General features: G+C 34.8%; 25 protein-coding genes. 2 read left to right on the forward strand and 23 right to left on the reverse strand.

Annotated features, from left to right (window positions below; all coding sequences use genetic code 11):
* Positions 1-149: 149 nt before the first annotated feature.
* The 10 genes from C240_RS13185 to C240_RS13230 form a co-directional block, all read right to left on the reverse strand.
* The gene (locus C240_RS13185) at positions 150-911 is read right to left on the reverse strand and encodes an alpha/beta fold hydrolase (RefSeq protein WP_271496591.1); all 762 of its coding nucleotides are present in this window, start codon (positions 909-911) and stop codon (positions 150-152) included.
* A gap of 120 nt (positions 912-1,031) precedes the next feature.
* Positions 1,032-1,946: a hypothetical protein gene (locus C240_RS13190; RefSeq protein WP_271496594.1), complete on the reverse strand. Its 915-nt coding sequence runs from the start codon at positions 1,944-1,946 to the stop codon at positions 1,032-1,034.
* Between the two features lie 282 nt (positions 1,947-2,228).
* Positions 2,229-2,996, reverse strand: coding sequence for a YibE/F family protein (locus C240_RS13195; RefSeq protein WP_271496597.1), 768 nt, complete (start codon positions 2,994-2,996; stop codon positions 2,229-2,231).
* A complete protein-coding gene (locus C240_RS13200; protein ID WP_271496599.1) occupies positions 2,993-4,018 on the reverse strand; it encodes a YibE/F family protein in 1,026 nt (341 codons plus the stop codon). The genes C240_RS13195 and C240_RS13200 overlap by 4 nt, the downstream gene beginning before the upstream one ends.
* Before the next feature lie 281 nt (positions 4,019-4,299).
* Positions 4,300-4,449, reverse strand: a complete 150-nt coding sequence (gene rpmG / locus C240_RS13205) for a 50S ribosomal protein L33 (RefSeq protein WP_002296119.1) — start codon at positions 4,447-4,449, stop codon at positions 4,300-4,302.
* Positions 4,450-4,576: 127 nt separating this feature from the next.
* A complete protein-coding gene (locus tag C240_RS13210) occupies positions 4,577-6,697 on the reverse strand; it encodes a peptidoglycan D,D-transpeptidase FtsI family protein (RefSeq protein ID WP_271496949.1) in 2,121 nt (706 codons plus the stop codon).
* A 163-nt stretch (positions 6,698-6,860) separates the two neighbouring features.
* Positions 6,861-8,798 (reverse strand): threonine--tRNA ligase, encoded by a 1,938-nt coding sequence (gene thrS, locus C240_RS13215; RefSeq protein ID WP_271496950.1) that lies wholly within the window; start codon positions 8,796-8,798, stop codon positions 6,861-6,863.
* 707 nt (positions 8,799-9,505) lie between these two features.
* Entirely contained in the window at positions 9,506-9,703 is a 198-nt protein-coding gene (locus tag C240_RS13220; RefSeq protein WP_271496951.1) for a 2-hydroxymuconate tautomerase, read from the reverse strand.
* A gap of 50 nt (positions 9,704-9,753) precedes the next feature.
* Complete coding sequence (locus C240_RS13225; protein WP_271496952.1) at positions 9,754-10,356, reverse strand: class I SAM-dependent methyltransferase; 603 nt, start codon at positions 10,354-10,356, stop codon at positions 9,754-9,756.
* 66 nt (positions 10,357-10,422) lie between these two features.
* Positions 10,423-11,895 carry a L,D-transpeptidase family protein gene (locus tag C240_RS13230; protein WP_271496953.1) on the reverse strand — a complete coding sequence of 491 codons (1,473 nt, stop codon included), beginning with the start codon at positions 11,893-11,895 and terminating at the stop codon, positions 10,423-10,425.
* Between the two features lie 499 nt (positions 11,896-12,394).
* On the opposite strand from C240_RS13230, the gene C240_RS13235 reads away from it, so the two are divergent.
* Positions 12,395-12,976 (forward strand): YdcF family protein, encoded by a 582-nt coding sequence (locus C240_RS13235; RefSeq protein ID WP_271496954.1) that lies wholly within the window; start codon positions 12,395-12,397, stop codon positions 12,974-12,976.
* A gap of 289 nt (positions 12,977-13,265) precedes the next feature.
* On the opposite strand, the gene C240_RS13240 is transcribed toward C240_RS13235, so the two are convergent.
* The 12 genes from C240_RS13240 to C240_RS13295 all read right to left on the reverse strand — a co-directional run bounded on the left by C240_RS13240 (position 13,266) and on the right by C240_RS13295 (position 24,643).
* Positions 13,266-14,351: a DUF916 and DUF3324 domain-containing protein gene (locus C240_RS13240; RefSeq protein WP_271496955.1), complete on the reverse strand. Its 1,086-nt coding sequence runs from the start codon at positions 14,349-14,351 to the stop codon at positions 13,266-13,268.
* Positions 14,352-14,477: 126 nt separating this feature from the next.
* Entirely contained in the window at positions 14,478-15,218 is a 741-nt protein-coding gene (locus C240_RS13245; protein ID WP_271496956.1) for a WxL domain-containing protein, read from the reverse strand.
* A 64-nt stretch (positions 15,219-15,282) separates the two neighbouring features.
* A complete protein-coding gene (locus tag C240_RS13250; protein ID WP_271496957.1) occupies positions 15,283-17,583 on the reverse strand; it encodes a hypothetical protein in 2,301 nt (766 codons plus the stop codon).
* A 613-nt stretch (positions 17,584-18,196) separates the two neighbouring features.
* A complete protein-coding gene (locus tag C240_RS13255) occupies positions 18,197-18,916 on the reverse strand; it encodes a YebC/PmpR family DNA-binding transcriptional regulator (RefSeq protein WP_271496958.1) in 720 nt (239 codons plus the stop codon).
* A 92-nt stretch (positions 18,917-19,008) separates the two neighbouring features.
* Positions 19,009-20,178: a nucleotidyltransferase gene (locus tag C240_RS13260; protein WP_271496959.1), complete on the reverse strand. Its 1,170-nt coding sequence runs from the start codon at positions 20,176-20,178 to the stop codon at positions 19,009-19,011.
* 105 nt (positions 20,179-20,283) lie between these two features.
* Positions 20,284-21,021: a class I SAM-dependent DNA methyltransferase gene (locus tag C240_RS13265; RefSeq protein WP_271496960.1), complete on the reverse strand. Its 738-nt coding sequence runs from the start codon at positions 21,019-21,021 to the stop codon at positions 20,284-20,286.
* A 1-nt stretch (position 21,022) separates the two neighbouring features.
* On the reverse strand, positions 21,023-21,361 hold the full coding sequence (rsfS, locus tag C240_RS13270) for a ribosome silencing factor (RefSeq protein ID WP_271496982.1): 339 nt from the start codon (positions 21,359-21,361) through the stop codon (positions 21,023-21,025).
* A 64-nt stretch (positions 21,362-21,425) separates the two neighbouring features.
* Positions 21,426-22,016, reverse strand: a complete 591-nt coding sequence (gene yqeK / locus C240_RS13275; RefSeq protein ID WP_271496961.1) for a bis(5'-nucleosyl)-tetraphosphatase (symmetrical) YqeK — start codon at positions 22,014-22,016, stop codon at positions 21,426-21,428.
* Complete coding sequence (locus C240_RS13280; protein ID WP_271496962.1) at positions 22,006-22,650, reverse strand: nicotinate-nucleotide adenylyltransferase; 645 nt, start codon at positions 22,648-22,650, stop codon at positions 22,006-22,008. The genes yqeK and C240_RS13280 overlap by 11 nt, the downstream gene beginning before the upstream one ends.
* Before the next feature lie 17 nt (positions 22,651-22,667).
* Positions 22,668-22,979, reverse strand: coding sequence for a ribosome assembly RNA-binding protein YhbY (gene yhbY, locus C240_RS13285; RefSeq protein WP_271496963.1), 312 nt, complete (start codon positions 22,977-22,979; stop codon positions 22,668-22,670).
* Positions 22,980-23,009: 30 nt separating this feature from the next.
* On the reverse strand, positions 23,010-24,119 hold the full coding sequence (gene yqeH, locus C240_RS13290; RefSeq protein WP_271496964.1) for a ribosome biogenesis GTPase YqeH: 1,110 nt from the start codon (positions 24,117-24,119) through the stop codon (positions 23,010-23,012).
* Positions 24,116-24,643, reverse strand: a complete 528-nt coding sequence (locus C240_RS13295) for a YqeG family HAD IIIA-type phosphatase (RefSeq protein WP_271496965.1) — start codon at positions 24,641-24,643, stop codon at positions 24,116-24,118. The genes yqeH and C240_RS13295 overlap by 4 nt, the downstream gene beginning before the upstream one ends.
* A 337-nt stretch (positions 24,644-24,980) precedes the next feature.
* Between C240_RS13295 and C240_RS13300 the strand changes: the two genes are divergently transcribed.
* Entirely contained in the window at positions 24,981-25,376 is a 396-nt protein-coding gene (locus C240_RS13300) for a VOC family protein (RefSeq protein ID WP_271496966.1), read from the forward strand.
* Between the two features lie 188 nt (positions 25,377-25,564).
* Here C240_RS13300 and C240_RS13305 read toward each other — a convergent pair whose 3' ends face one another.
* A complete protein-coding gene (locus C240_RS13305) occupies positions 25,565-26,350 on the reverse strand; it encodes an acetyl-CoA carboxylase carboxyl transferase subunit alpha (protein ID WP_271496967.1) in 786 nt (261 codons plus the stop codon).

Below are 26,350 nucleotides of genomic sequence, written 5' to 3' on the forward strand. Positions count from 1 at the left end.
TAAAACCCGTACAATGCAAAAACAGATTGTGCGGGTTCTAGTCCGATTGCTCAAGTCTAAACGACTTTTATCACAACCTTTTCTCACGATATAAATTACTAGTGTCAGTTCTCGCTTTTCCAGACCACCTTTTACAGTCGAACATACACTTATCCATTTAAAGTTTTTGCAAAAAAAGCTGCTACCTTATCCATCATTTCACCTTTGACTAAATGGCCTTCGTCCACTCCAGTGATAAATTGACTATTTACCATATATGGTTCATCAGCATTTTCGTGATAAAATTCTTCCATATCTTCATATGGAATTTTAGCATCTTTCGTCCCATGCCAAAATAAAACAGGGCGTTGTGCAAGTGTTTCAGGTTTTTTAGACAGATCATAATGTGCTACCCAACTAAGTAATAATGGTAAATCTTCTGGCACATAAAAATCCATTTCTTCTGCTCGTTCCATCACTCGCTCAATATAACGTAAAGGTGCTGGTGTTCCCATCATACATGCAGCAACTTTGATCTCTTCGTGTTGAGTCAATAAAGCACATGTTGTAATTCCACCCATTGAAACTCCGCCGACACCAATTTTATCATTTTCTATTAAGCCACGTTTTTTAAAATAGCGGACTATTACAGAAAATTCAATAATATTAAATTGGATACTTGACCAAAACGTAACTGAAGGAATTGAAGATATCGCTCCTGTTTTACGTTCACCATGATTCATAGCATCTGGTAAAATCACACGTAACCCTTGATTAGCTAACTTTCTAGCTTGAGTTAATGATAACTCTTTTGCTGATTGCCAGCCATGATAGTAAATAACCAATGGTAATTTTTTATCCTTGTATTCATCTAAAACAACTTCCAATACTGGAATTTTTTTGATATAGCGGTGTCGAATGCTAATTTTCATCTATCTATCCCCTTTACTTTAAATTGGGCACTTAAAATTATTATACACTTCAACACCAATAGCGACTATTTTTCCGCTCCACTATGCACCACAGCTTCCTAATAAAATAATCCAACAGCCTTATCTAAATCGTTTTCTCCTTCTAATTCTCCTTTTGACCAACACTCTCATACGCAATAAAAATAATAAAGTGATCAGGGCTATTAGTGCACGAACAGTGACTAATTTAAGCCATCCAAAAATAGGATCATAATATGTATTTTCCTGATAACTTGCTTTAATCGTCTCTAAAGCTTCTGGAGCTACCTGAAAGCTCGTTTTACCGGCAGTTAAAATATCTTTAGCATTTGCATAATTTCCTAGTCCATCACTTGCTCTCAAATACATCTTTCCAGCTTGTCCTTGTCGCGCCAGATCAAAGCTAAATTTTCCATTTTCATTCGCAACAGCCTCTTGATAATGATACTCTTCATTATCAGTGTAAAACAATTCGATCTGATATGTATTTTGCGATAGCGGCATCTTTATTTCACCAGTTATGCGTTGGTTTTCTTCATCAAAATTTATTTCTGAGAAAAAAACAGTTGGCTTATCACTAGTTACTAAGTAAGGAACATTTATATAATGATAGGTAACTCCTTCTACTGAAATGAAACACAAGTCTGTCGAATAAACACCTATTTTTTCTGTCTGAACAGGCTTATTTTCATAATACATATCTTTAATTTTAATGTTATCGCGATAATAAATTGTCTCGATAAATTCACTATAAATATGTTTAGGACTATTTTGTATAAAACTTGCAAAAACCATATACGGGCTACTATCAAAAGAAAATTCTAAAAAAACTTCATCCTTTTTATTTGTAGCATTTGTTGTTTTTCCATCTAAAATTTGCTTACGAGCATAGCGACTACTTATATCCGTCAAAGCATCAAAATTTGCTGATAATGACTTTTGCACCAGCTCTTCTCCATAACTGATTTCAGACATAAAAACAACCACTACCCCAATAACCAACAACAATTTTTTCATAAAACGCCTCCAATTACCTTGTAACAAAAACAGCATAATAAGCACCTAGCAAGAACCTTCTCTCACAGAACACGCCCATTTACTATTAAATAACTAAAGTCACTTATTATACAGTATAAGGAAATATTGTCATATTGCAATATTTATTTATGAATTAATTGTTTTAGTCCAGATTTTAAGCCTAGTCTTTTAAAAGCAATTGATTATTTATATTCAAAAACTCACTTATATAATAACAACTTTTTCACAACATAATAAATAAAACAGAAAAAATAAATATTTTCAATCAGATTTCTTAGATTTTTTTAGCATATACCAACAAGTAATTAAACTGGTAAATGGCAGAATAAACGAAACACTGACACCTGATAATACAATAATCGTTAACTCTGAAACAAAAGCTTTTGAATTGATTACTTCGTACCAAGGAATACTTAAATCTTGATACCAGAAAATAAGAATAAAAGCACTACTAATAAATGCAAAAAGCAGCGTATTAACTGTTGAGTTTAGAATACTTCTAACAACCGTTAAACTTGAAGATAGCAGATCCTGAAACGCCAATTCTTTTTCTCTTCGATGATATAGCTCAAAGGTTCCACTAGCAATTGACATACTCCCATCAATTAACGCACCAGAGACACCTATAAACAAAACGGAAATACTTAGTTCGGAAAAAGAAATCGGTATTCGTAAATCCATCGACGAAAGCTCCTCCAATTCAAAATCTGTAAATCCATAAACAGATATTTGCTGCATTAACGGGATAAAAATCAGACCCAGCAATAATAGAAAAAAAATGATGCTATAAAGGCTAATTTTTGTTTTTTCATTCCATCCATTTACATAAATTAAAGTTATTAAACTATTAAATAGAATGTAGATTAACGTTACTAGATACAGCGATCCACCTAAGTGAAGCCAAAATAAGAACATCATAAAAAGTAGTAAATTAGCAAATAAACCACTCAAAATATAAAAAGAGGATTTTCCTGTAATAAAAATTGTTAAAAGAACGAAAATAATTGTCAAAATACCTAAAACGCTCATTCCATTTTCCTCCTTCCAAGATAGAAAATTCCTAAAGAAATTGGAATTGATAGTAAAATTCCAAAACCACCACATAGAACACGTAAAGCTTCCAGCGAAAAAAGCATTTCAACAGCGTGCGCAAACGGCCACCCATTAAATAAATAGAGTAAAAACATCGGAACACTACCACTAAAATAAGAACATATTAAAACATTTACCATAGTTCCACTGACATCAGTACCTACAGTTTTCCCTGACTCTACTAACTCAGAAAGAGTAATAAATCTGTTTTTAACTTCAATCTCTTCCAAAATAGAAAAAACAGAAACTACAGTATCTAAAGAAGCACCTATTGTCCCAATAAGTAGGCTAGATAAAAAAACAGGACGATAAGGTCTGGTCAATCCTTCCAGACTTTCAAACCGCAAGTTTTTATCCTGAAGCATTTCCATCGTAAAGTAACAAATCGAAAATGCCAATAAGATCGTTAAGATCGTTGCTAAAAACTTTTGCAAACTATTTTTTTGAATCCCTTCAATCAAAAACAAAGTAACTGCAACAGCAAACAGCATATAAACGATCATCATCTGCAACATTGGAAAACTGGGAAGTGTCCGATAATAGAACACCATCAAAAATAAAGCCCCGCTATTTAAAATTACGCTAATAAAAGTTGTTAAGCCGACTTTTCCACCTACTAATAATAAAGTAAGTAGTAATAAACTAATCATAAAAAAAACAAACCCATCCCGCTTTTTTTCAAGTACCTCATCTTCATTAAAAAAAACTTGATTTCCTACATTAAAATGAATACTCTCTGCTTCATTTTCTTGGTATGGAGCAATAAAAAAACGTTTCTCTCCTTGTTCCTCTCCATTTAAAACCGTCGCTTCAATTTTTTGACTATTCTCCTCAATGGTGACTCGGTTTATTTTTGCAATCGAATTAGGGTACAAACTAGCGCTATTGAATTGAATACCTATGCTTATAATAATAATCAAAGTAAGTCCTGTAACGCTTAAAATTATTTTTTGTCTCATACATCTCTCCTTTGATAAGTTCTTCATATAGTATATTAAAAAATGGCAGTGTAAAGAATTCATTTTTGTGTATTTTAATAAATTTTACAAGTTTTTTTCTAACTTTAAATAACTAGTATTTATGTTATTAAGTTCTGTTTGTCTGAAACAGCTATGAGAACAATTTTTTCTATGTTTGATGATTAAATGCTAACAAAGCATTTTAGTTAATCACTATTATTATAGAATATAAAAGAGCTAAACCCTCATATGATCGGGGTTTAGCTCTTTTATTAAAATTCTTATTTAGTTTCACGGTGTAAAGTAACTTTTCTTTCACGTGGGCAATATTTTTGTTTTTCCAAACGATCAGGATTGTTACGTTTATTTTTGCTTGTAAGGTAGTTACGTTCTTTACAAGAAGTACATTCTAAAGTGATGTTTACGCGCATGTTTTTCCCCTCCTATATCTGAATTCGTATTTCTAAGATATTTCTTAGCCTCAAATATCATATCATGTTTACTCATGAAATTCTACCCTTTTAATGAAATTTGTAAAGGAAAACTACTTTACAAATTTTATTGTGCCTTGTAATCAGCATACGCATCAATGATGGCTTTTACCATCAATTGGTTTGGACGAGTACTTTCACTAGTTAGATGCGGTAGGATTACACTAACAGCAACTTCTGGATTATCCGCTGGCGCATAGGCAACAACGTTACTATTGACAGTCACATGTTCACCAACGTTGGTTTCCGCCGTACCTGTTTTAGCAGCAATATCTAATTTAGCTCCCTGCATATAACGACCTGTGGTAAATACACCTGTTCCATGAACAACATCATAGAAACCATCTTGAATGATTTGCATTTGATCTGAGCTAATATTGACTTTATTAAGTTCTTCAGCTTTTTTCTCTTCTTTCAAATCACCTAGCGTACCATCTGATGTATTACCATAAATCCCTTCAACTAAACGCGGCGCAACACGAGTGCCTCCATTGGCTACTGTTGAAACATATTGTGCTAACTGCAATGCTGTATACGTATCATACTGACCAAAAGATAAATCGAGTAAATGACCTGGCATTGGAGCATATTGAGGATCATTAAACGCTGTATTAGAAATACCTGTTGATTCTCCTGGGATATCAATACCTGTAGAAACACCCATTCCGTATTCACCAAATGTTTTTCTTAATGCTTCAAATAATGTAGGATCACCTGTTTTGTATGGTAAAACCATGTTGTATTGATATTCTGTATTCATCATTCTTAACATCAGTTTCATCATGTAAGCATTCGATGAGTATTCTAACGCTTGTTTTGCCGTTAATGGTATTTGGTTTCCAGGTATCTTATTAAAGACTGAAGATTTCTGCTCACTTCCATAGATTTGAATTGGTTCATCTACTAATATATCATTGCCGGTAATCACACCTTGTTCATACCCTGCCGAAATCGTTGCTCCTTTGACAACTGATCCTGGTTCAAAAGCTTTATTAATTGTTGATAGAGGATTAGACGTAATTTCCTTTGTTTCAGGATCTCGATCTAATGCAACCATTGCCAAAACTGCACCTGTTTTAGGGTCCATTACAACCACATAGGCACCATCTGAATACTCAGCATTACCTGTGGCTAACAACTGATCGTATTGTTCACGAACAACTTGTTCAACTTTCTTTTGAAATTCTAAATCAATAGTTAGTTTTAAATTATCACCTTTTTGCCCTTCTGACACAGGTGTTTTTGTAACAATACTTCCGTTACTATCTATAGTAACTTCTGAAATTGCTTTTTGACCTTGTAGAACTGATTCATATTGTCTTTCTAAATAACTGGTACCCACTCGATCATTCATCTCATACCCTTTAGCCAAATACTCTTCGGCTTCTTCAGCTGGCAATCCAGATTTTTCAGAGGATACTTGACCTAAAATACTTCTAAGCTCATTATCTTGCGGATAATCACGATCCCAATCCATTCCTGTAGAAACACCAGCAATCTCTGATGTATGTTCACCAATTACGGCGATTTCATCTTGCGTTACGCCTTCATTTTTAATAAAAGCTGTATTCAATTCTTGAACTGAATTCATCCGTTTGAAAATAGTCGCAGCTTTCATCGTATTTTCGTCAAAAGCAATTTCTTCCGGAGTAACTTTTTCCACAGTTAATGTGTACAAAGTTCCTTCATCCGTAATCTTATTGCCTTTTTCATCCAGCTTATCTTGATCTGTTAAACGTTCTTGAGCTGCTTTTAAATGTTCTGGATCAGCTAGCCAGAAATCTTTTTTATCACGTTCAGTCAACTCATCTGCTGGTACATCAATTAATTCATTGACCTTATGAGCAATCGCTAACAGATCTTCTGTTTGAACTTTTTTCCCACGTGTATATGTAATAGCTAAATTGGCTTTATTTCCAACTAAGACATTGCCAGAAGCATCGTAAATTTGTCCACGCGGTGCATTGCTTTTGATTTTTAATGTTGAATTCTCTTCTGCTTTTTCAACATATTTTTGTCCATCTGCAATTTGTAAATAGCCTAACCGTACAATCAGCGCCACAAACAAACCGAAAATAACAAAAAATAGCAGGTTCAGACGAAACGGAATATGTGATTTCTTATTTTTTTGTGTCATTGGTTCTTCATTTTCTTTTTTTATTTTATCTAAAAATTTCATTCTCTTCATTTATCTTAGTCCTTCCATATCAGAAAAGTCTTGCCTCTCTATTGTAACTAAAAATTGCAAAAAAAAATAGAGGTAATCCTCTTACTAAGCAAATATTTAATTATTTATTGCAATAAAAAAGGAAAAAGCCAAAAAGCTATTTCCTTTTTTAGAACCGATTTAATTATCTACTGTAATTTGATACATCCGCTACCATACTGTCCACGAAGATATTTAAGTCAACCACATCTGTCTCTTTGCTGCCGTAACGGCGAATATTAACAGTTGCATCATCCATCTCTTTATCTCCGACAACAATTTGATAAGGAATTTTTTGTGTTTGTGACGCACGAATCTTATAACCCATTTTTTCGTTACGATCATCAACTTCTACACGTAACCCTTGTTCTTGTAGACGTTTTTTCACTTCATAAGCATAATCTGCATGTGCCTCAACGGATACAGGAATAATTGTTGCTTGAATTGGTGCCAACCAAGTTGGGAAAGCTCCTTTGTAGACTTCTGTTAAATAAGCAACAAAACGTTCCATTGTTGAAACGATTCCTCTGTGGATAACAAGTGGACGGTGATTATTTTCTCCATCTTCACCCACATAAGTTAAATCAAAACGTTCAGGTAAAAGCGCATCGATCTGAATTGTTGAAAGAGTTTCTTCCATCCCAAGTGCTGTTTTTACTTGTACATCTAATTTTGGTCCGTAAAAGGCTGCTTCACCTTCTGCTTCAAAGTAATCAATTCCAGCTTCATCTGCTGCTTCTCGAATCATTGACTCAGATCTTTCCCACATTGCATCGTCGTCAAAATATTTCTCTTTATTGTTAGGATCTCGTAAGCTTAAACGGAAGCGGTAATCCGTTACATTAAAGTCAGCATAAACCTCTACCATTAATTTTAGCGTACGTAAAAATTCATCTTTAATTTGATCCGGACGAACAAAAGTATGTCCATCATTTAAAGTCATTTCACGGACACGTTGTAACCCTGACAGGGCACCAGATTTTTCATAGCGGTGCATCATACCAAGTTCAGCAATTCTAATTGGTAATTCGCGATAACTATGGATATCATTTTTATAAACCATCATATGGTGAGGACAGTTCATTGGGCGTAAAACTAACATTTCACCATCTCCCATATCCATTGGCGGGAACATATCTTCATGATAATGATCCCAGTGACCGGATCTCTTATAAAACTCAACATTGGCCATAATTGGTGTATAAACATGTTGATAACCTAAGCTAATTTCTTTATCTGTAATATAACGTTCAATTGTGCGGCGAATTGTTGCACCTTTAGGCAGCCAGAAAGGTAAACCAGAGCCAACATCCGGGTTTAACATAAACAGATCCAGTTCTTTTCCTAACTTGCGGTGATCGCGCTCTTTTGCTTCTTCACGCATTTTGATAAACTCTTTCAAATCTTTTTTATCAAAGAATGCTGTTCCGTAAATTCGCTGCATCATTTGGTTACTAGAGTTCCCTCTCCAATAAGCTCCTGCCACTGATAACAATTGGAATACTTGAATACGTCCAGTAGACGGCACATGAACCCCACGGCATAAATCAACGAAATCGCCTTGATCGTAAACAGTAATTTCTTCATCTGCTGGAAGCTCAGTAATTAATTCAACTTTATAAGGATCGTCTGCAAATAACTCTAATGCCTCTTCTTTTGAAACAACTTTGCGGACAATTGGATTATTTTCCTTAACGATTTTCATCATTTCTGCTTCAATAGCTGGTAAATCTTCTGCTGTGATTTGATTTTCACCATTATCAGTATCATAGTAAAAACCAGAATCAATAGCTGGACCAACACCAAATTTGATATTTGGGAATAAACGGCGTAACGCATTCGCCATTAAATGAGCAGTTGAATGACGCAAAATTCCCAATGCATCCTCATGATCTGGTGTAACTATTTCAAGTGAACCATCGACTTCGATTGGACGAGATAAATCGATTAAGATTCCGTTTAATTTACCTGCTAATGCTTTTTTCGCTAAACTGTTGCTGATGCTTTTCGCAATATCTAAAGTTGAAGAGCCTGACTCAAATTCTTTAACTGCACCATCTGGAAAAGTAATTTTTATTGACATATTTGTTTCCTCCTTAAGAATGTTTATGATTGAAAAGATTTTTTACTTTGGATAGAATAACTTTTTTTGCTGTAGAATGATTTTACTTGCTGGCGGCTGTTCGACAATTACCTCACCAAAATTGCTCGTAACGTTTCAATTCTTTGAGTTTTAATTCTTATAAATTGATACGATCTTAACGAAGTGCTTTGATTCAGTAGTATGGACACTTCGCTCGGCTATGCTCACCAAGTACTGTTCATCATCTGCTCTGGTGAAGCCAGTCGCAGTCCTTCAACTCTTAAAGCTTTAGCTCTTAGAAATTCATGCAATCGTAGTGAAGTGCTTTGATTCAGTAGTATGGATACTTCTCTCGACTACACTCGCCAAGTACTGTTCATCATCTACTCTGGCAAAGCCAGTCGCAGTGATTCACAGCAAAAAGTCCCAGCATCTGACTTGTCAGATACTAGGACGAAAAGTTCGTGGTTCCACCTATTTTTAAACAAAGCAAATAGCCTTATTCCTTAAGCGTATTAACGGTACGACCGCCTTTGTTTCAACAAAGGTTTCGAAAGTGGTCATTCCTTGTGCTAGTCTAGAAGATTTTCAGCCAAGATCTTCCTCTCTAAAAACAGCTTGCAAGTTCAGTTGTCTTTCTCATCAATCATTTATGAATTAATTTAAACACTTCTTGAAATAAAAAGCAAGCACTAAATTTAAAAGACTTACTTTTTCCACTCGCCACCTTGAGCATAACGATCTTTTTTTAGTTCATTAACAATAACATGGATGTTTTCTTTTGGGGCGCCAGCGTTTTTCGCTACAGCTTCTGTAATGTCTTTGACCATATTGGCTAACTGTTCTTCGCTGCGTCCTTCAATTAATTCTACATGGATAAATGGCATGTTTTCTCCTCTTTTCACTTTATTATTATCTACAGTTTAAACAAAATACCTAGAATGAACAATACCTATCACATCTTGCCTGCACGTAAAATAAACATAGAAGCCGCTTGATTCATAAAAAGATTCTCTCCGTGATAAAATGTTCGACTAATTGGTAAGTGAAAACCAATATCTGTCATTTTTTTCTTCAACTCTGTTTGAGAAAATCCATTATGAACTTTCTCGTGGTTAATTTTTTCATTTTTATCAAAGTCAACAATTAAAATTGTTCCTTGTGGATTCAGCCGATTGTACAAATCTTGCAGTACTTTTTCAGTATTTGGAACATGAAGCAAAACTAGGGATACAATAATTACATCGGCTTTGACCACCGTATTTGATCCATCAGCAAAATAATCAGCAATTACATGAGTATTTTTCAAACCCGTTGCTTCAATTTTTTGATTAACAATCTTAAGCATTGCTTCAGCTGGATCAACTAACTGTAATTCTTTAAATTTTTCGGCAAGTGGTAAGCTAATTAAGCCCGTTCCACAACCGTAATCAAGAGCTATTTTTTCTGAAGTATTTATTCCTATCAATTCTTTTTGAACTTCTTTAATAATGATATCTGCTAACTGGATTTGTTTTGGTGAGTCGTAATGATCTGCAATTTTATTGAAAATATTCATTGGCCCTTCTCCTTACTTTCTTAGTAAAAAAAGAAGTCCGGCTGGACTCCTTTTTTAAATATAATTTTAAACTGGTTCACCGTAATCAACTGGTTTATCAAATTCTCCTGGCGCATCATCGTAGATATGGCCATAGACAATAACTGGCATACCAGCGTAAGCTCCATTGAAAATTTGAGCAACTGCTTCTCCCGGTGTATTGATACAACCGTTACTACCGAAATTAGTTTTATACGCTTCTTTGTTACCAAAGTATTCAGCTTTGTAGTCAGCATCATGAATACCAATTTGAGTAACTACACCACCGTAACTCTTCAACGGCATCCAATATTTTACAGGTACGCTGTATTTTGAGCCATCAAGCATTTCACCTTCTAATTTTGTATCAGTATCTTTATACAAAATTGTATGGAACCCGGGAACTGTAGCTGTTCCTTTATTATAACGTCCAGTGATTACATCAGTTTCAACGACTTTAACGCCACCTTTAAAGAAATACATCTTTTGATCGTTTAAATCAATTTCTACGTAATCTTTATCTACTGTTTGCGATTGATTCACATCACCATCAATAGGTACCGTAATCGTTTCTTCATCTTTATCACTGTTCATCGCTTGAACAATCAAATCTCTCGTTTGAGGCATATTAATATCCCAGCCGTAACTGCCATTATTTTTATACTTAGTAGTCACGCCATGAACATTTTTGAAAATAATCGGTTTAAAAATTGTTCCGTAATTTTGGTTCGTTTGTTCTACCCAAGCATACACTTTGTTAGAGTCAACATTACCAGATGTATCCATAAATGATTGTAATTCTTCTTTAGTAATTGGCAATTTTTCACCATTAATATCCAGCGTAATTGCTTTATTTTCTTTCTTAGACATTACAGCTAGTTTTTCTTGAAGACCTTTGTCATCTTTAGTTACTGCTGGTTTTTGGTAGAATTGTGTAACATCGTATACATAGTTGCCTTTGTTTTGCTCAACATCTGATAAAACTTGATTCATCAATGCTTCCTTATCAACTGTTGTGCCTGTCTGTTCAGCAACAATTTGGTATTTCCCGTCAACTTTTTCAATTCGTGCATCTTGACTTGGTGTACCTTCTTCAAACGTCAATTCATTTAAACGATTTTTTAATTCAGTTTTGAAATTTTCATTAATTGGTAGACTGATTGAGCGATCACCAATATTTTGTTTTAGATACTCCTCTGTAATCTCATATTTTTCAGGTAATGCTATTTTCTCTTCTTTACCATTTACTTTGATAATCACATCTTCAGAGTTATTTAGTTCATCTAATTTTGCTTTGGCATCTTTCGCATTCAACATACCGATATCAACACCATTTGCTTTAGCAGTGATAAAGAAATGAGACTGAAAATAGAATAAACCGCTGGTAAATACTAGTGCCAAACAAATCAGCAAACCGACTACTGGGACTAACCATTTTGATTTTTTCTTATTAGAATGGTTTTTATTATGAGGTGTACGTGTATTTTTTTCCGAGCGACTGACTGTTTCTTCATTTTCCATTGAGCTATCTTCCTTTATCATGATTTATATTTTATTTGACCCTCTGAAGAGTTGGCGAATTTATTTATCTTTTTTCTGGACAGATCAATTTTTCTGCCTTAGAAGCAAGTGTAGTTAAATTTTCCAAATTCTTCAATTATTTTGCCTACAATATAAGAAAAAAACACGTTTTTATGTACAATAATTGCTTTCTCACTTTTATCTCATTTACAGGCTTCGCTACTTCTAAAAATTAGAACAGCATAGATATTATTCTACCACACATAGGGGATGAGAAAAAAGACCATTTGCCAATATCTTTTACTAAATTTTAGATATTTATGATAGTTTTACAACAATTACTTTATTTACAAGCTTTATTCAAAATGATTATTACAAAATAATTAAATACGAAATCATACTTTTTCTTAAAAACGTTAAAAAAAAGTTAAATATAGCCTGTGTTGTACACTCTATGTCATTGATCTAATACACTTGTTTAAGAAAGGTTGTGTGGTATATGAAATGGATTAAACGAGCACCGTTTATTATAGTTGGCTTCGGGGTTGTTTATGCTAGTATAATTTTTTTACTGATTTTAAGCGGAACAAAAGAATCCCCCTCCTCCAAACCAGATACGGTTTTGATTCTTGGTGCTCAAGTTAAAGGAACAACAAAAGAGAATGCTTATCCCAGTACTGTCTTAAAAGAACGGTTAGATACAGCTCTCGTTTATTTAAATAAACACCCCGATGCAACAGTAATTGTCTGTGGCGGACAAGGTTCAGATGAACCAGATAGTGAAGCAAATGTAATGGCGGAATATTTGATTAATAAAGGCATTCCTAAAGCCACTATTTTAAGAGAAGACACTTCTACTCGTACAAAAGAGAATATTCAAAATGCGCAGGAAAAACAAGCTTTAGGGAATACTGTTATTGTAACAAGTGATTTTCATATGTATCGTTCAATGTTATTAGCAAAACGTCTTGGTATCACTGAGGTTAGTGGACTTCCAGCGATTTCTAAATCATCAGCAAAGTTTAAAACTTATGTAAGAGAAGTCGTTGCTTTGGGGTACGGTCTGATTTTTGATCATTAGATTTATGTAAATAACGGTGACATGTTAGGATCGCCAAGTATTGTTCATCATCTGCTCTGGCGAAGCCAGTCGCAGTGATTCACAATAAATACCCGCCCTTTGGGGAAGGGCGGGAAAGGAGTTAAAAATGAAAAAGTGTTTTGTTAGGGTTGTTTGTTTTGGTATGTCTTTATATTACTGAATAACTGTGAAGGAATTATGATGTTTTTTCTTTATTTTTGGTAATTTTATTTGTATTTATTTAAAAAAAGCAATTCATTCTTTCTCATATGGATTTTTTTATAAATAGTTAGCGATCACTTTTTTTGATTCGTTGCTTTAATTTATCATATTTAGCTTGTTGTGCGGCATGTTCTTTTTTCATCTTTTTTTGAAAATAATAAATAATTCCAATGATTACTACTAATAAAACTACCACGATAACTGCTACAGTAACCCAAGGAAATGAGTTTTTCTCAGGTGGTAAATTAACTGCTGAACTGTTGTATTCTTTAGCTTCTTTTTCTTTGATGGTAAATTTTTCCTCCCAAGTCCAATCTTTGTACCCATCATTTGCTTTGAGTTTTACTGTATAATTCCCTGGAATAAAAGCTTGCTCTTTTAAATCAATTCGATAATTGAAATTGGTATTTGGCGCCATCGTTAAATCTACTTGATGATTTTCATAGCGCGGTTTTTTCTCATTTTCATAATAAAGCTCTCCATCAACTTTAAGTTTTTTTATCATTGCTGCTTGTTTATTTTGTATATTCATAATAACAGCATTATTTCCATTAATTTGAGTTGCTTCAACGTTATTTAAAGCCAATTCAGGCTTAACTTCTTTATCTGTTTCACTTAGTAAAACCCCAACTACATATGAAAAACGATTCCCCACTGCTACAGAATCACCCTTTTTAGCATCTTCGGAACCATCGTCTTTTTGTTCAAAGTAAAGCCCGCCTAAAATATAACCATCAAAAGATTCCTTTGGCATTGTTACCACACATTCTATCATTTTTTTAGAATTTGCAGGAATAGTGATTTCTTCTGACATTTCAGAAATTTCACTAAACGTAACCGCTGCTGATGAATCTTTCTTAGTCTCTTTATGTGAATAATCTGTAATGCCATTATCATTGGTAATCGCTGAGTTTGCTGATGTAATAACCGTGACATCTTTATCTGTATCATTAGTTAATTCCACGCTTAATTTTTCAATAGCTCCTAGTTTTACTCTTAAATCAAAATAGCTTATATCTTTGCTACGCTGGCTCTCAGGTAAAATAGCTCGAACTGAAAAATCCAATTCTCCTGCTTGAGCATTCATTCCTACAACAAATGAAACACTAAAAAAAATAATTGCTAAACAAATAGTACCCAGCCGATTTTTCATGATTTAGACTCCTTTAAAAACAGATTTTTTTCTTTAAACCAGATCTTAATAACTGGAAAAGAGCACGATTCACAATTGAATGCACTCTTTTCCCATATGATTTAATCCTCTATTGATTTATTTTAATTATAATGGTGTATCATCTAAAATCCAGTTTAGTGTTGTTTTGTATTGAACGTTTGTTACTTTTGCTGTTGCTTGCGGTACAGATAATTGAACACCTTGAGCTGCAGTCGCGCCTGTACCAAAAGCTAATGTCCAAGTACCCATTCCTGTTGAGACCGCTGACGTTGCTACTCGTGAAGTTGCCGTCCCTGTTGGATCAAGTGTCGCAGCTATAGTAACTGGCGCCAAAGCAACTGATTGAGTTGAATTTGTAGTAGCAGCTACTAAAGTCAGAGCAGCATTAGTTAAAGTAGACGGTGTTGCTCCACCAGTTGTAAATTGACCATTTTGTTTTACTGATAATTTCCAACCTAAATTCAATCCACGTTTATCAGTGACTTGGGCATAGTTTGGAACATTAATTAAATCACCAGCGCCATTTTTGACTTTATCTAACTGAGCGTAGTAAGTCGCAGCACTTGCTTTGATTTGTTGCGAACCAAAGTGAAAGTTAGAAATATAGTCAATACTTAATGGTCCTGCTGTACCAGCTTGATGAGGATCATCTGGATTAGCTGTTACTGTTTGTGTTGGATCGGTTGGATTAACTGGTGATGTAACTGTAGTATCTTGTAAAAATGTGATATCAGCATTAGATGTCATTGCCCCTGCTTGTGCAGCTTCTACTGAACTACTTCTAAGCAGGCTAAATGAAATCAATAAAGCAGAGACAGACAACGTACCTATAAATAGCTTTTTCATTTTAACTTCCTTCTTTCCATTTTTTTTATTTTAACTTCCTAATTTTAAGAAGTAAAAACCAACTTTACAAAGGTGCATCTGACAAAATCCATTGTAGTTGCGCAGTGTATGACTCGTTAACATTGATATTTACACTTGGTGAAAGCTTTAAGAACAATCCATTTTGTTGATTCCATGTAAGTTCTACATTATTGTCATCTGGTGAAGTATAGGCATAAATCTCTGAAGCTACTGTTGTTATTGGATAATCTTGCCCGCTTTTTCGGTAAACAAACGCCTGATTAATCGTTTTGTTGGTCGTTGTTGATTTCATTGCCTGACTCTCTCTAACAAGTAAATGCCATTGACTTTTAGCCACTCTGCCATCTGCAATAATTAAGGAAGCATTAACATTACTTGGTGCATATGTTGTTGTTTGACTGGGAACTGCGATGTTCTTAAATGAAACTTGTGTTGGTGACTGAACAAATCTTAGCAAACCGCTTTTAACCGGAACTGAACTAGAACTATTTTGAGTAGTAATTGCCGCTCCGCCGGCATCGCTTCCGTCAATCAAACTTGGAAAAACAAGTGTTTTATCCGCCATATCATCAGTTATTACAGCTGTATATTGTAAAATAAAACTTGTATTAGCTTCAGTAAAATTATTAGCAGTCAACGTATTTTGATAATACCAGTATTGAGTATTTGTATTAATATCAGTTAAAAGTTGCGTACCCACAATTGGTGTACTTACTCCCGCAGCCGTTTTTTTGGTTAATGTCGCCAAACTAAGTTGGTTTAGCCCTTGAGGAATTGATGCTTTCAGTATTTGATTTTTCCATGTTGCAGACTGATTATTTAATGTCACAGTTAATGTGAAACGAACACTTTGACCTGTTACAGTAGATGTTGCTGCTTCCCAGTTTCCCTGAGCATTTTTTCTTTCAATTGTTTGAGTCATCGTTAACTGAGGTTTTAAGTATGGAACTGATTGAGTAAAATCACTACTCACTAAAAGTGGTAATCCTGTACGATTGCTAATACCTTGAACCCACAATTTTACAGACTCGCCGCCTTGAAAAGTTGGTAATCCTGAAAATTGAAAACTTCCATTTGCATTTAACGAAGTACTATATGTCGTACCTCCATTAATCTGTAATTTTACTTGATAAGTCCCAGCTGCTGTTTGTGCAGCTGTTCCAGAAAGTTGATTACTGTTACCAACCGCTGAAATTGAAGTTACCGGTTTGATTGTCCAATTTACTGGCTGCACAGTCGAAGGTTGGCTTTGGATATAATCTGTATTAGTTTTCGATCGAGCAAAAACTACTGTTGATACAGTATCACCATATTCTATGGCGGATGCTAAAGTAGCGTTAAAATTCCCAGAACTATCAACTGGGACATTGTTGATAATAGTTGGTGTAGTTGTCCCATCTATATGGTTGATTGTCAACTGAACAGTATAATTATAGCCACTATCTTGAGTCTGTTGAATTGAGCCTGCTAGATTTGTTTGTAAATGCTGCAAAGGAGTTGTAAGCACTGCTGGTGTTACTCTGGGTACAGGATATGTCCCTAAGGTCAGTGGGTTTTTATTGATGGTACCTGTCCTCGTATTGTTACCAATGATGATGCTAATCGCACCTAACCCAGTTCCTACATCACTAAATGTTCCCCTGATAGGATAATTTGTCCCATTTGTTGCGGCGGGTACTGTAATTCCTTTTTTATACATTGCGCCTACGTCAAAACTCATTTTTACAGACCATTTAGTTCCTGGTAATAAAATCAATGAACTTGTTGGAAATGTGACATACACTGAACTATAACTGCTACTATAAGACAAACTAACAGCATTTGTCGTACTATGGATATCTTGAGTAGCTGTTCCAGGATAAGTAACAGTCCCAGTAAGTAAAGCTAAAAAATCTTGCTGCTTCGTTGTATTATTATTAATTTGATTTGCAATTTCTGGCGGTAATTGGATAATAATCATTGGCTTATCATTAATTGCCAGACCTAATAAAGTAATACTATAATCATATGAAATTGTGATTATATCTTGACCATAAGTTCCGCTAGCAATCGAGCTGCTAATTTCGCTATTACCAATAGAAACGGTTCTTGTTTGCGGACCACCCGATGCTGTGTCGTTATTCTCTATATTATTTTTTGGAAGTGTAACAGTATCGGAAGTTTGAGTTTCACTACTAGCTGTTATTTGATTTGTCGTCGATTCCATAACTGTTTTAGCAGACGATTCTTCAGTAGTTGTTTGAATCGTAGATGTTGCTTCTTGCGCAGCAACTTGATATGTTTTCGTCCAGAAAAAACCCAAAGCTAATGCAGCTAAAAACAAAACAATCCATTTTCTCCTCACTTTTGTTCCCTCCTCAACTACTAAACTAACAAAAATATTTTAAACGATTTAATTTATATTAATTAGTTATTATTTTACTGTTCAATTATTTAATATAATAAATTAATTTTATACTCTCCTAAAAACAAAGTAAAATATTTGTAGCTATAAATTCCTAAAAACTTTCTATAATCATTTTTAATGATAAATAAGTTCTCATAACCAAAATATTATTTATATAATATATTTATCTGTATATTTAAAATACTAAGAATTAAAGAAATTAGCAATTAATTGGATCGATATATTTTACTTTGTCAATTACTAATAATTCATTTCTAAGATAAGGTTATCTTATTGAACAAAAAACAATTTTTATCTTTCATTTTTATGGTTTTAAAATTCTAAAAGTAAAAAATATTATTATTATTCGCTGTTTTTCTCATTTTTTTACAAAAAAAGCTAAATGTTTGAGAATTCAGTTCAGAAGTGTTATTATACTAATGTTCTTAGTTTTTTCATATTGTGTTTCCCTTCATATAGTGTGTGTATGAAGGGTTTATTTTTGTTTAAATCTTCTTAACTTGATTAGATAAAAAAAGAACCCTGATTTTATCATGGGTTCCACGTTCACTTATTCACCTAAATCAACATTATGATAAACCTTTTGAACATCATCAAGGTCTTCTAAAACATCAATCATTTTTTCAAATTGTTCTAAGTCTTCTCCAGTTAATTCTACATCATTTTGCGCAATCATTTCTAATTCAGCCACAGAGAATTCTTCAATACCTTTTTCTTTTAACGCTTCTTGAACAGCATGTAAATCTTCTGGTTCAGTATAAACAATGATTTGACCATCTTCATCAGTGACGTCGCGAACATCTAGGTCTTTTTCCATTAGATATTCAAGAACTTCATCTGCATCGTCTCCAGCAAATCCTATAACACCTGTATGGTCAAACATGTAAGCAACAGCTCCACTTACACCCATATTACCACCATTTTTACCAAAAGCTGCACGAACATCAGAAGCTGTACGATTAACATTATTTGTCAAGGCGTCAACAATGACCATTGATCCGTTTGGTCCAAACCCTTCATAACGTAATTCTGAATACTGCTCATCGCCGGAACCTTTGGCTTTTTCAATCGCCCGGTCAATAATATGTTTTGGTACATTATATGTTTTTGCGCGCTCGATAACAAACCGCAACTTTTGGTTTGCCTGAGGGTCAGGATCACCCGATTTTGCTGCTACGTAAATTTCAATCCCGAATTTTGCATAAACTCGACTGTTAGTTGCGTCTTTGGCAGCTTTTTTCTCTTTAATATTTGCCCACTTACGACCCATATTCTCACTTCGCTTTCATTCATTTGTATTTTGATTATAGCACCTTATTTATTATACTTGCCAATTGCTCTTTTGTTAAGTGTTTTTTGCTTTTAATGAGAACGGAGCGGAAACCTGCCGAAACTTTGTTCTGTAATTTTTTTATCCCCAAGTTGATAAATTTGATTCGCACGAATATCTAAAGATAATTGGTCATTGACACTTTTGGAAATTTTTGTGATCACTGGCAGCTCAAATGTTTTCTTCTTTTCGTTTAAAAAATCTTGACCGTTTTTGTTAAAGCCCAATACATGAAGGTAACTATTATTCCAAGATGCTGCTATTTCTTGTTGACTTACATTAACTAGCAGATAAATCGCTAATCGTTGTAGACGAGTCCAAGTATAACGTTTTGTTTTGGCTAATTCCATAAATGCTGAAAAAGAATCTGCTTTTTTAGCCGCCTCTTTTAAGCGGTATTCAATGCCTTCTTTCATTTGGTAAATAGCTTGCAACTCTTCAGCCGTACTGCTGATTAATTTATATTTTAACCAAGGCCAATAGGATTCCCATGCTACTTTTGGTTGAAATTCCAAGTCTACCAGTACTTGATTAGGCAAAACTGGTTTGATTTTCGTTAATTCCCCTGAAAAAACGGCTTTTCTAATAGCTGTGGCACTGGCAAAATCTTTATAAACTGCCAAATCATGATATCCAGCTTGTTCTCTTTTTAACGGGTACAAGGTCATCGGATTTTGATAATTTGCATTTTCTTTTGCATAGCTTAATCCTAAAATATGATTAGGTGAAGAAAAATCCAAGTTTGTTTCTGGATGTAACATTCTAAAGACTTCAGTCATCTGCTGAGGATAACTCATCCCATTATTTTTAATTTTTTGATATGCCTGATTAATTTCCGCTTGATGAGTATTTACAAAGTCACCAAAAGCTTCATAGGATATTTCCCCTTGATTATCCGTTCCAAAGCAAAGCGAGTCACATTGCATTGCCTGCAATAATTTCATTCCACCTTTAGCAAAATAGTCAGCTGATTGTACTGCATATGCGAAAGGTAGCTCAATCACCAAATCCACACCGTACTTTAATGCTTCAGCCGTCCGTGTCCATTTATCTATAATTGCTGGCTCACCCCGCTGTAAAAAATTACCGCTCATTACCGCAATTACAACATCTGCTCCACTCAATTCTCTAGCCTTCTGGGCATGATACTGATGCCCATTATGAAAAGGATTATACTCTACAATAATACCGCAGCTTTTCATACTCATTCCCCTTTAGCTGAATCCAATTTGTCAAAACTAATCATACCATGTCCTCACAAAAAAAGGATGATCCAAAACTAAAAAGCTTTGTCCCATCCAAATTTATTATTTTTTACAAACAAAGAACCAGCGCTTACTTTCTTCTGTTGGAACTTCATCAGTAAAGTCTGCATAAACTTCCACATCCATAAAACCAGAACTTTCCAACATCATCAAATAATTTTCCATTGAATACGTTCTTTCTTGATGAAGTTCGTCTTGTCGAATAAAGGTCTCATCACTGCCGTTTTCTTTCACAAAAAAAGTCAGGAAATGTTCAATACTGTGTTCTTTTTCACCCGGATAACTATCCCATAAAAAAGCAAATTCTTCTGTTTGGTAGTGATAGCTGTACTCTGGGAAAACTTTTTCAATCTGATGAACAGAATGCACATCAAAAATGAATACACCTTCCTCTTCCAAAGCTTGATAAACATCATCAAAGACTTGTTGAACCTCTTGACGGTTAGCCATGTAACACAATGAATCGGAAAAACAAGTAATTGCATGATATTGGCCCATCTCAGATAGATCCATCATATTTCCTTGGACAAACTGAATCTGTACTTCTTCTTCAGCAGCTCGTTTACTAGCCATTGTCAACATTTCTTCAGACAAATCTAAGGCAGTTACAGTAAAACCCGCTTTCGCAAAATCAACCGCTAATGCACCCGTTCCGCAAGCCATCTCTAAAACATCTTTTTTCCCTTCAGGTAAATGACGCTTCGAAAATGCCAACCACTGATCGTACAAACTATCATCCATTACTTCATCGTATACAAATGCAAAAGTTTCGTAAGCCATTTTACTCAACCCAAGCGTGTAGATCAACCATTGGAGCATCAGACCAAAGTTTTTCTAAGTTATAAAACCCGCGTTCTGCTGATTGGAAAACGTGGACAATGATATCGCCTAAATCGATCAATACCCATTTTCCCCCGTCTTTTCCTTCGATTCGTTTCACTTCTACATCTGCTTCTTCTACTTTTTCAATAATTTCTTCTACAATAGCGTTAATTTGACGTTCACTTGCTGCTTGACAAATCATAAAGTAATCTGCTAAAAGTGAAATTTCATGTACGTCTAAAGCGACAATTTCCTCTGCTCTTTTTGAATCAGCTGCTTTTACAGCGATTTCTAAAATCTGTTGACTATCTATGATGGTTTCCCCCTGTTTTCTTAAATTTTTTTTATTTTGATTCAATTCATTATTTCTTTCCTGCCACCCAATAATTATAGGTTTCTATAGTTTTAGGATAAATTTGTTGTTCCTGCTCAATTAAATGTTGTAACGTATGTTTGGTTTCATAGGCTACTGCTTCGTCCAAATCAATTAAAGCAAGTTCACGCGCTTCTTTTACTCCTGGAAAATTTCTGCCTGGTTCAATGTAGTCAGCGACATAAATAATTTTATCCAACAAACTCATTTTCTTAGCGCCTGTCGTATGCAATCGAATAGCTTCTAAAATTTCTTCATCATCAATGCCTAATTCGCGCTGCACCATGCTAGCTCCGATTAATCCATGCCAAATTGCGTTTCCATAATTCAACAAATCTAAATCATAACCATCACGTTGAATGATTAGTTCAAATTCTTCATCCGGACGTTCTTTTGCATAGTCATGAGTGAGTGCAGCTATACTTGCTTTTTCTTCAGAAGCACCGTATTTAGCAGCTAAAGCAACAGCCATCTCTTCAACACCCAGCACATGCTGAAATCTTCGTTCGCTCATATGCATCTGAACTTCCTGCATTAATTCTTCTCTTTTAAATGCTGTGTATTTCCCGCTAAAGTTCATCCAGATACAGCTCCTTTTCCTTTATATAGTGTATCACACTATCTGGTAATAAGTAGCGCACCGAGCAACCATTTTTAACCTTTTCCCTTATCAAAGTTGAACTAATATCCATCTGCGGAACATCAACCCAAATAATTGGATATGGCGTAATTGTTGCATAATTGGGCCGACGAATGCCAACAAAGTTTGTTAATGTCATTAATTCATCAATTTTGTACCACTTTGGTAAATATTCTACCATGTCTCCGCCAATGATAAAATAGTAATCTGTATCTGGATTATTTTGCGTCAAAGCTTTCATCGTATCATACGTATAACTTTTGCCTTTACGCAACAGTTCAATCGGCTCAACAGCTAAATTTTTATTATCCGCGATTGCCAGTTCAAGCATAGCAAGGCGATGAGCTCCTGCTATGGTCTTTTTTTCATCTACATGAGGCGGCAAATAAGTGGGCATCAGGTAGACTTTATCCAAGCCAAGCTGTTGCTGTACTTGATCGGCCATCACTAAATGAGCCAAATGAACGGGATTAAAATTTCCACCTAAAATTCCTACTTGTTTACGCTTTTGAAAAAGCTTAGCTTCTTCAACAATTACTTGTGCCTTTAATGCAGCATTCGTATTTGTCCCCATTTTATTACCTCCAAGGTTTAAATTGCTTTAACTTCTTTAGAGATCTTTTGATATTTTTCTTTTGTTGATGGTTTAAATAGTACTAAAACACGACCTATAATTTGGACAATATCACAATGAATCTCAGCTTTCAATACATCCGCTACATCTTCTGCAATTTCATCTGTATTTTGTAATAACGTTACTTTAATTAACTCACGTTTTTCAAGCGCTTCGTTGATTTGAACAGTCATTGCAGAATTCAAACCACCTTTGCCTATTTGAAAAATCGGTTGTAAATGATGCGCTTGACTACGCAAGTAACGCTTTTGTTTTCCCCTTAAATCCACTAAATTTCCTTCTCTCTATTTTCACTTGTATTAAATCAATGCTCTTCTTCGTAAAACGTCGACTCCTTTTGGTGCCCAACCAGCAACCACACAAGGCTCTGTTACGGTAATCCAGCCTAAACCAGCAAATACAATATCTGTTTTTTCCTTAATAGAAAATTCAAACCGGACAAGCTCAGGAAATTCTGCTACTTCATCTGGACGTGGCGGCTGTAGTAAGCCCCCTACATGTTTTAGATAGAATTCATCGGCTTTGACTAATTTTGTGCGATGAATCGATAAATCATTCGAAACATACGCAATAAATGAACTACGCTCGCCTTGGATAAAATCAAAGCGCGCTAAGCCGCCTAAAAACAGTGTTTGTTCAGGATTTAACTGATAAACTTTGGGTTTAATTTCTTTTTGAGGCGCAATGATTTTTAAATCTTTTTTGCCTAAATAATGTGCCATCTGATGGCGGTGGATAATTCCCGGTGTATCAATTAAAAAATGACCGTCATCTAACGGAATTTCAATTTTATCTAAGGTTGTACCTGGAAATTGAGATGTAGTTATAAGATCTTTTACACCAGCTGTTTGTTTGATAATTTGGTTAATCAGTGTTGATTTCCCAACATTAGTTACACCTACCACATAGACATCTCTGTCCTCACGGTATTTTTCAATCGCTTCAAGTAGGGTTTCCATTTCACCTGATTTTTTCCCGCTTGTTAGTAAAACATCCACTGGACGCAGACCTTCTTCATGCGCTCGCTCTCTCATCCACTGAATCATTTTAGGTTTTTTCAATGATTTAGGTAAAATATCGACTTTGTTTCCCACCATCAATACTGGATTATCACCAATAAAACGATGCAGTCCTGGAATCAAAGATCCATTAAAATCAAAAATGTCCACTACATTAACAATCAAGGCATCTTCTTTACCAAGTTCATTCAGTAAACGTAAAAAATCATCGTCTGTCAATTGAACATCTTGAATATCATTATAATGTCTTAAACGAAAACAACGTTGGCAATAAACTTCTCCAGTCTCAATTCCCTTTTCAAATGCTGCTTTCGGTGTATAACCTAATTCATTTGGATGCTCCGTCTGAATGACCGCACCACAACCAATACAATGAATTACTTCACTCATTCTAGTCCGCCTTTCCATACCATATCTGGATGTTTCTTCGCTAAAGATTTCATGATTTTCCGTTCAAAAAAGCGATTGATTCTTGTATTCCAGCCATCGGTATCCACAATGGGACGAACTAAAATATTTTTAATCCCGGCAGCATTTGCTCCGCGAATATCTGTCATGATCTGATCTCCAACCATCACTAATTCTTCTGGTTTTAAATTTAATTTTTTTTCAGCTTCTCTAAAACCGCGTGTGGATGGTTTCAACGCTCTAGAAACATACTCAAGCTCAAATTTTTCTACTGCTCTTTTGATACGGCTGGATTTGTTATTGGAAACAACGACAACTGGAATCCCAGCATTTTTCATTTCCAGAATCCACGTCCATAACTCTTCCGTTCCATCCGGATTATCCCAAGCAATCAAGGTATTATCTAAATCTGTCAGTACAGCTTTAATACCTAATTTCTTTAGCTGAGTTGGTGTAATCTTGTAAATTGCGTCAACCATCCAAGTTGGTTTAAATTTTGAAAACATAGTTACCCCTCTCATCTTCACTATACTATTTTTATAATGAATCAGATTGATTTATATTCGATAAACAGCGAGACAGAAGTAATCCCTTCGGAAATAAGCCTAAATTCACAAAAAATAAATAGCTATTTTTCTTGAATTTTTGTATTATTTCTTAGAGAAAATCACTTCTGCCCCAGCCTCTCCATGTTGTATTATACTGCATTTTCCTAAAAATTTCTATAAATGCCGATCATAAGTTTCATGAAATTAACTAAGCTCTTAATTTATTCTTTAAACACTATTTTTTGCGCTAATTTTTTTATATGATAAACTTTAAAAAATGACAAGGGGGATTATAATGACTATCAGTATTGAAAAAGTCTCAATCAATCTTTTTGTTCCTGATACAGAGGAGGCATTCACCTTTTATGAAAAAGTCTTTGATGCTAAAAAAATTGAATTGAATCTCACTGAACCTGTAAAGTCAGGGCGTTTTAGCATTGGTCAAAGTCTCTTTGCTTTAGCCGATGAGCAACCCGAACAAGGTGGAAAATCACCATTAACTTTACATGGGACTCCTTTCTGTATTCAAATAATTTGTAGTAGCGTTGAAGAACTTTTAGACAAAGCACTAAAAGCAGGCTGCACCCTTGAAATGCCAATTACGATTGTTCCAAATCAATTCAAGGTTGCCAATGTAAAAGATCCATTTGGTTTTATCTGGTCTATTTCTGAAATGTATACTGAAATTTAAACATCAAAAGAGCTTGGGACATAACAAAAAGTTATGTTTCAAGCTCTTAGTTTCCAAATAAACGGTGGGAGCAGAAGCAACTCCTTCGGAAATAAGCTGAAATTCACAAAAATTTGAAGAGCAATTTTCGTGAATTTCTTCTTATTTCTCGGAGTTAAACACTTCTGTCACAACCTCTTTTTAACCTATTAATATTTACGGAAACGCTGATAGCGGTTTTCCAATAACACATCTGTCTCTAATTTAGAAAGTTCATTTAGCTTTGTAATCAGTGCTTTTTGAACGATTCGGTTAATTTTTGCTTGTTCCAACGCTTCACCATTCATTTCTTCTGGAATTACACGGTCAATAATGGTCAGCTCTTTTAATTCTGTTGCAGTAATTTTCATTAATTCTGCAGCTTCTTTCGCCCGGCTACCATCTTTCCATAAAATTGAAGCAAAACCTTCTGGTGATAAAACAGCATATATTGTGTGTTCCAGCATCCAAACTTCATCACCCACTGCTAGCGCTAACGCACCGCCACTACCACCTTCACCAATAATAATAGCAATTATCGGCACCGTTAAATCAGACATTTCCACTAAATTTCTAGCGATTGCTTCTCCTTCACCACGCTCTTCTGCTTCGATCCCGCAATAAGCTCCAGCTGTGTTAATGAACGTAATTACCGGACGACCAAATTTTTCTGCTTGTTTCATTAAACGTAAAGCTTTACGATATCCTTCTGGATGAGGTGCACCAAAATTACGTTCAATATTTTCAGGTAAATTACGACCTTTTTGAATACCTACAACTGTAACTGGTTTATCTTGCAGCGTTGCAACGCCTCCAACAACAGCTAAGTCATCACCGAAGTAGCGATCACCATGAAACTCTATAAAATTTTCAAACACAGCATCAATATATTCCAAAGTCGTATAACGATCTTGTGCTCTGGCAAGGGTGACGATATCATTGGCTGTTTTATCCAT

It is taken from the genome of Enterococcus sp. 5H, from assembly GCF_028128615.1.
In the GTDB taxonomy this organism is placed as follows: domain Bacteria; phylum Bacillota; class Bacilli; order Lactobacillales; family Enterococcaceae; genus Enterococcus_L.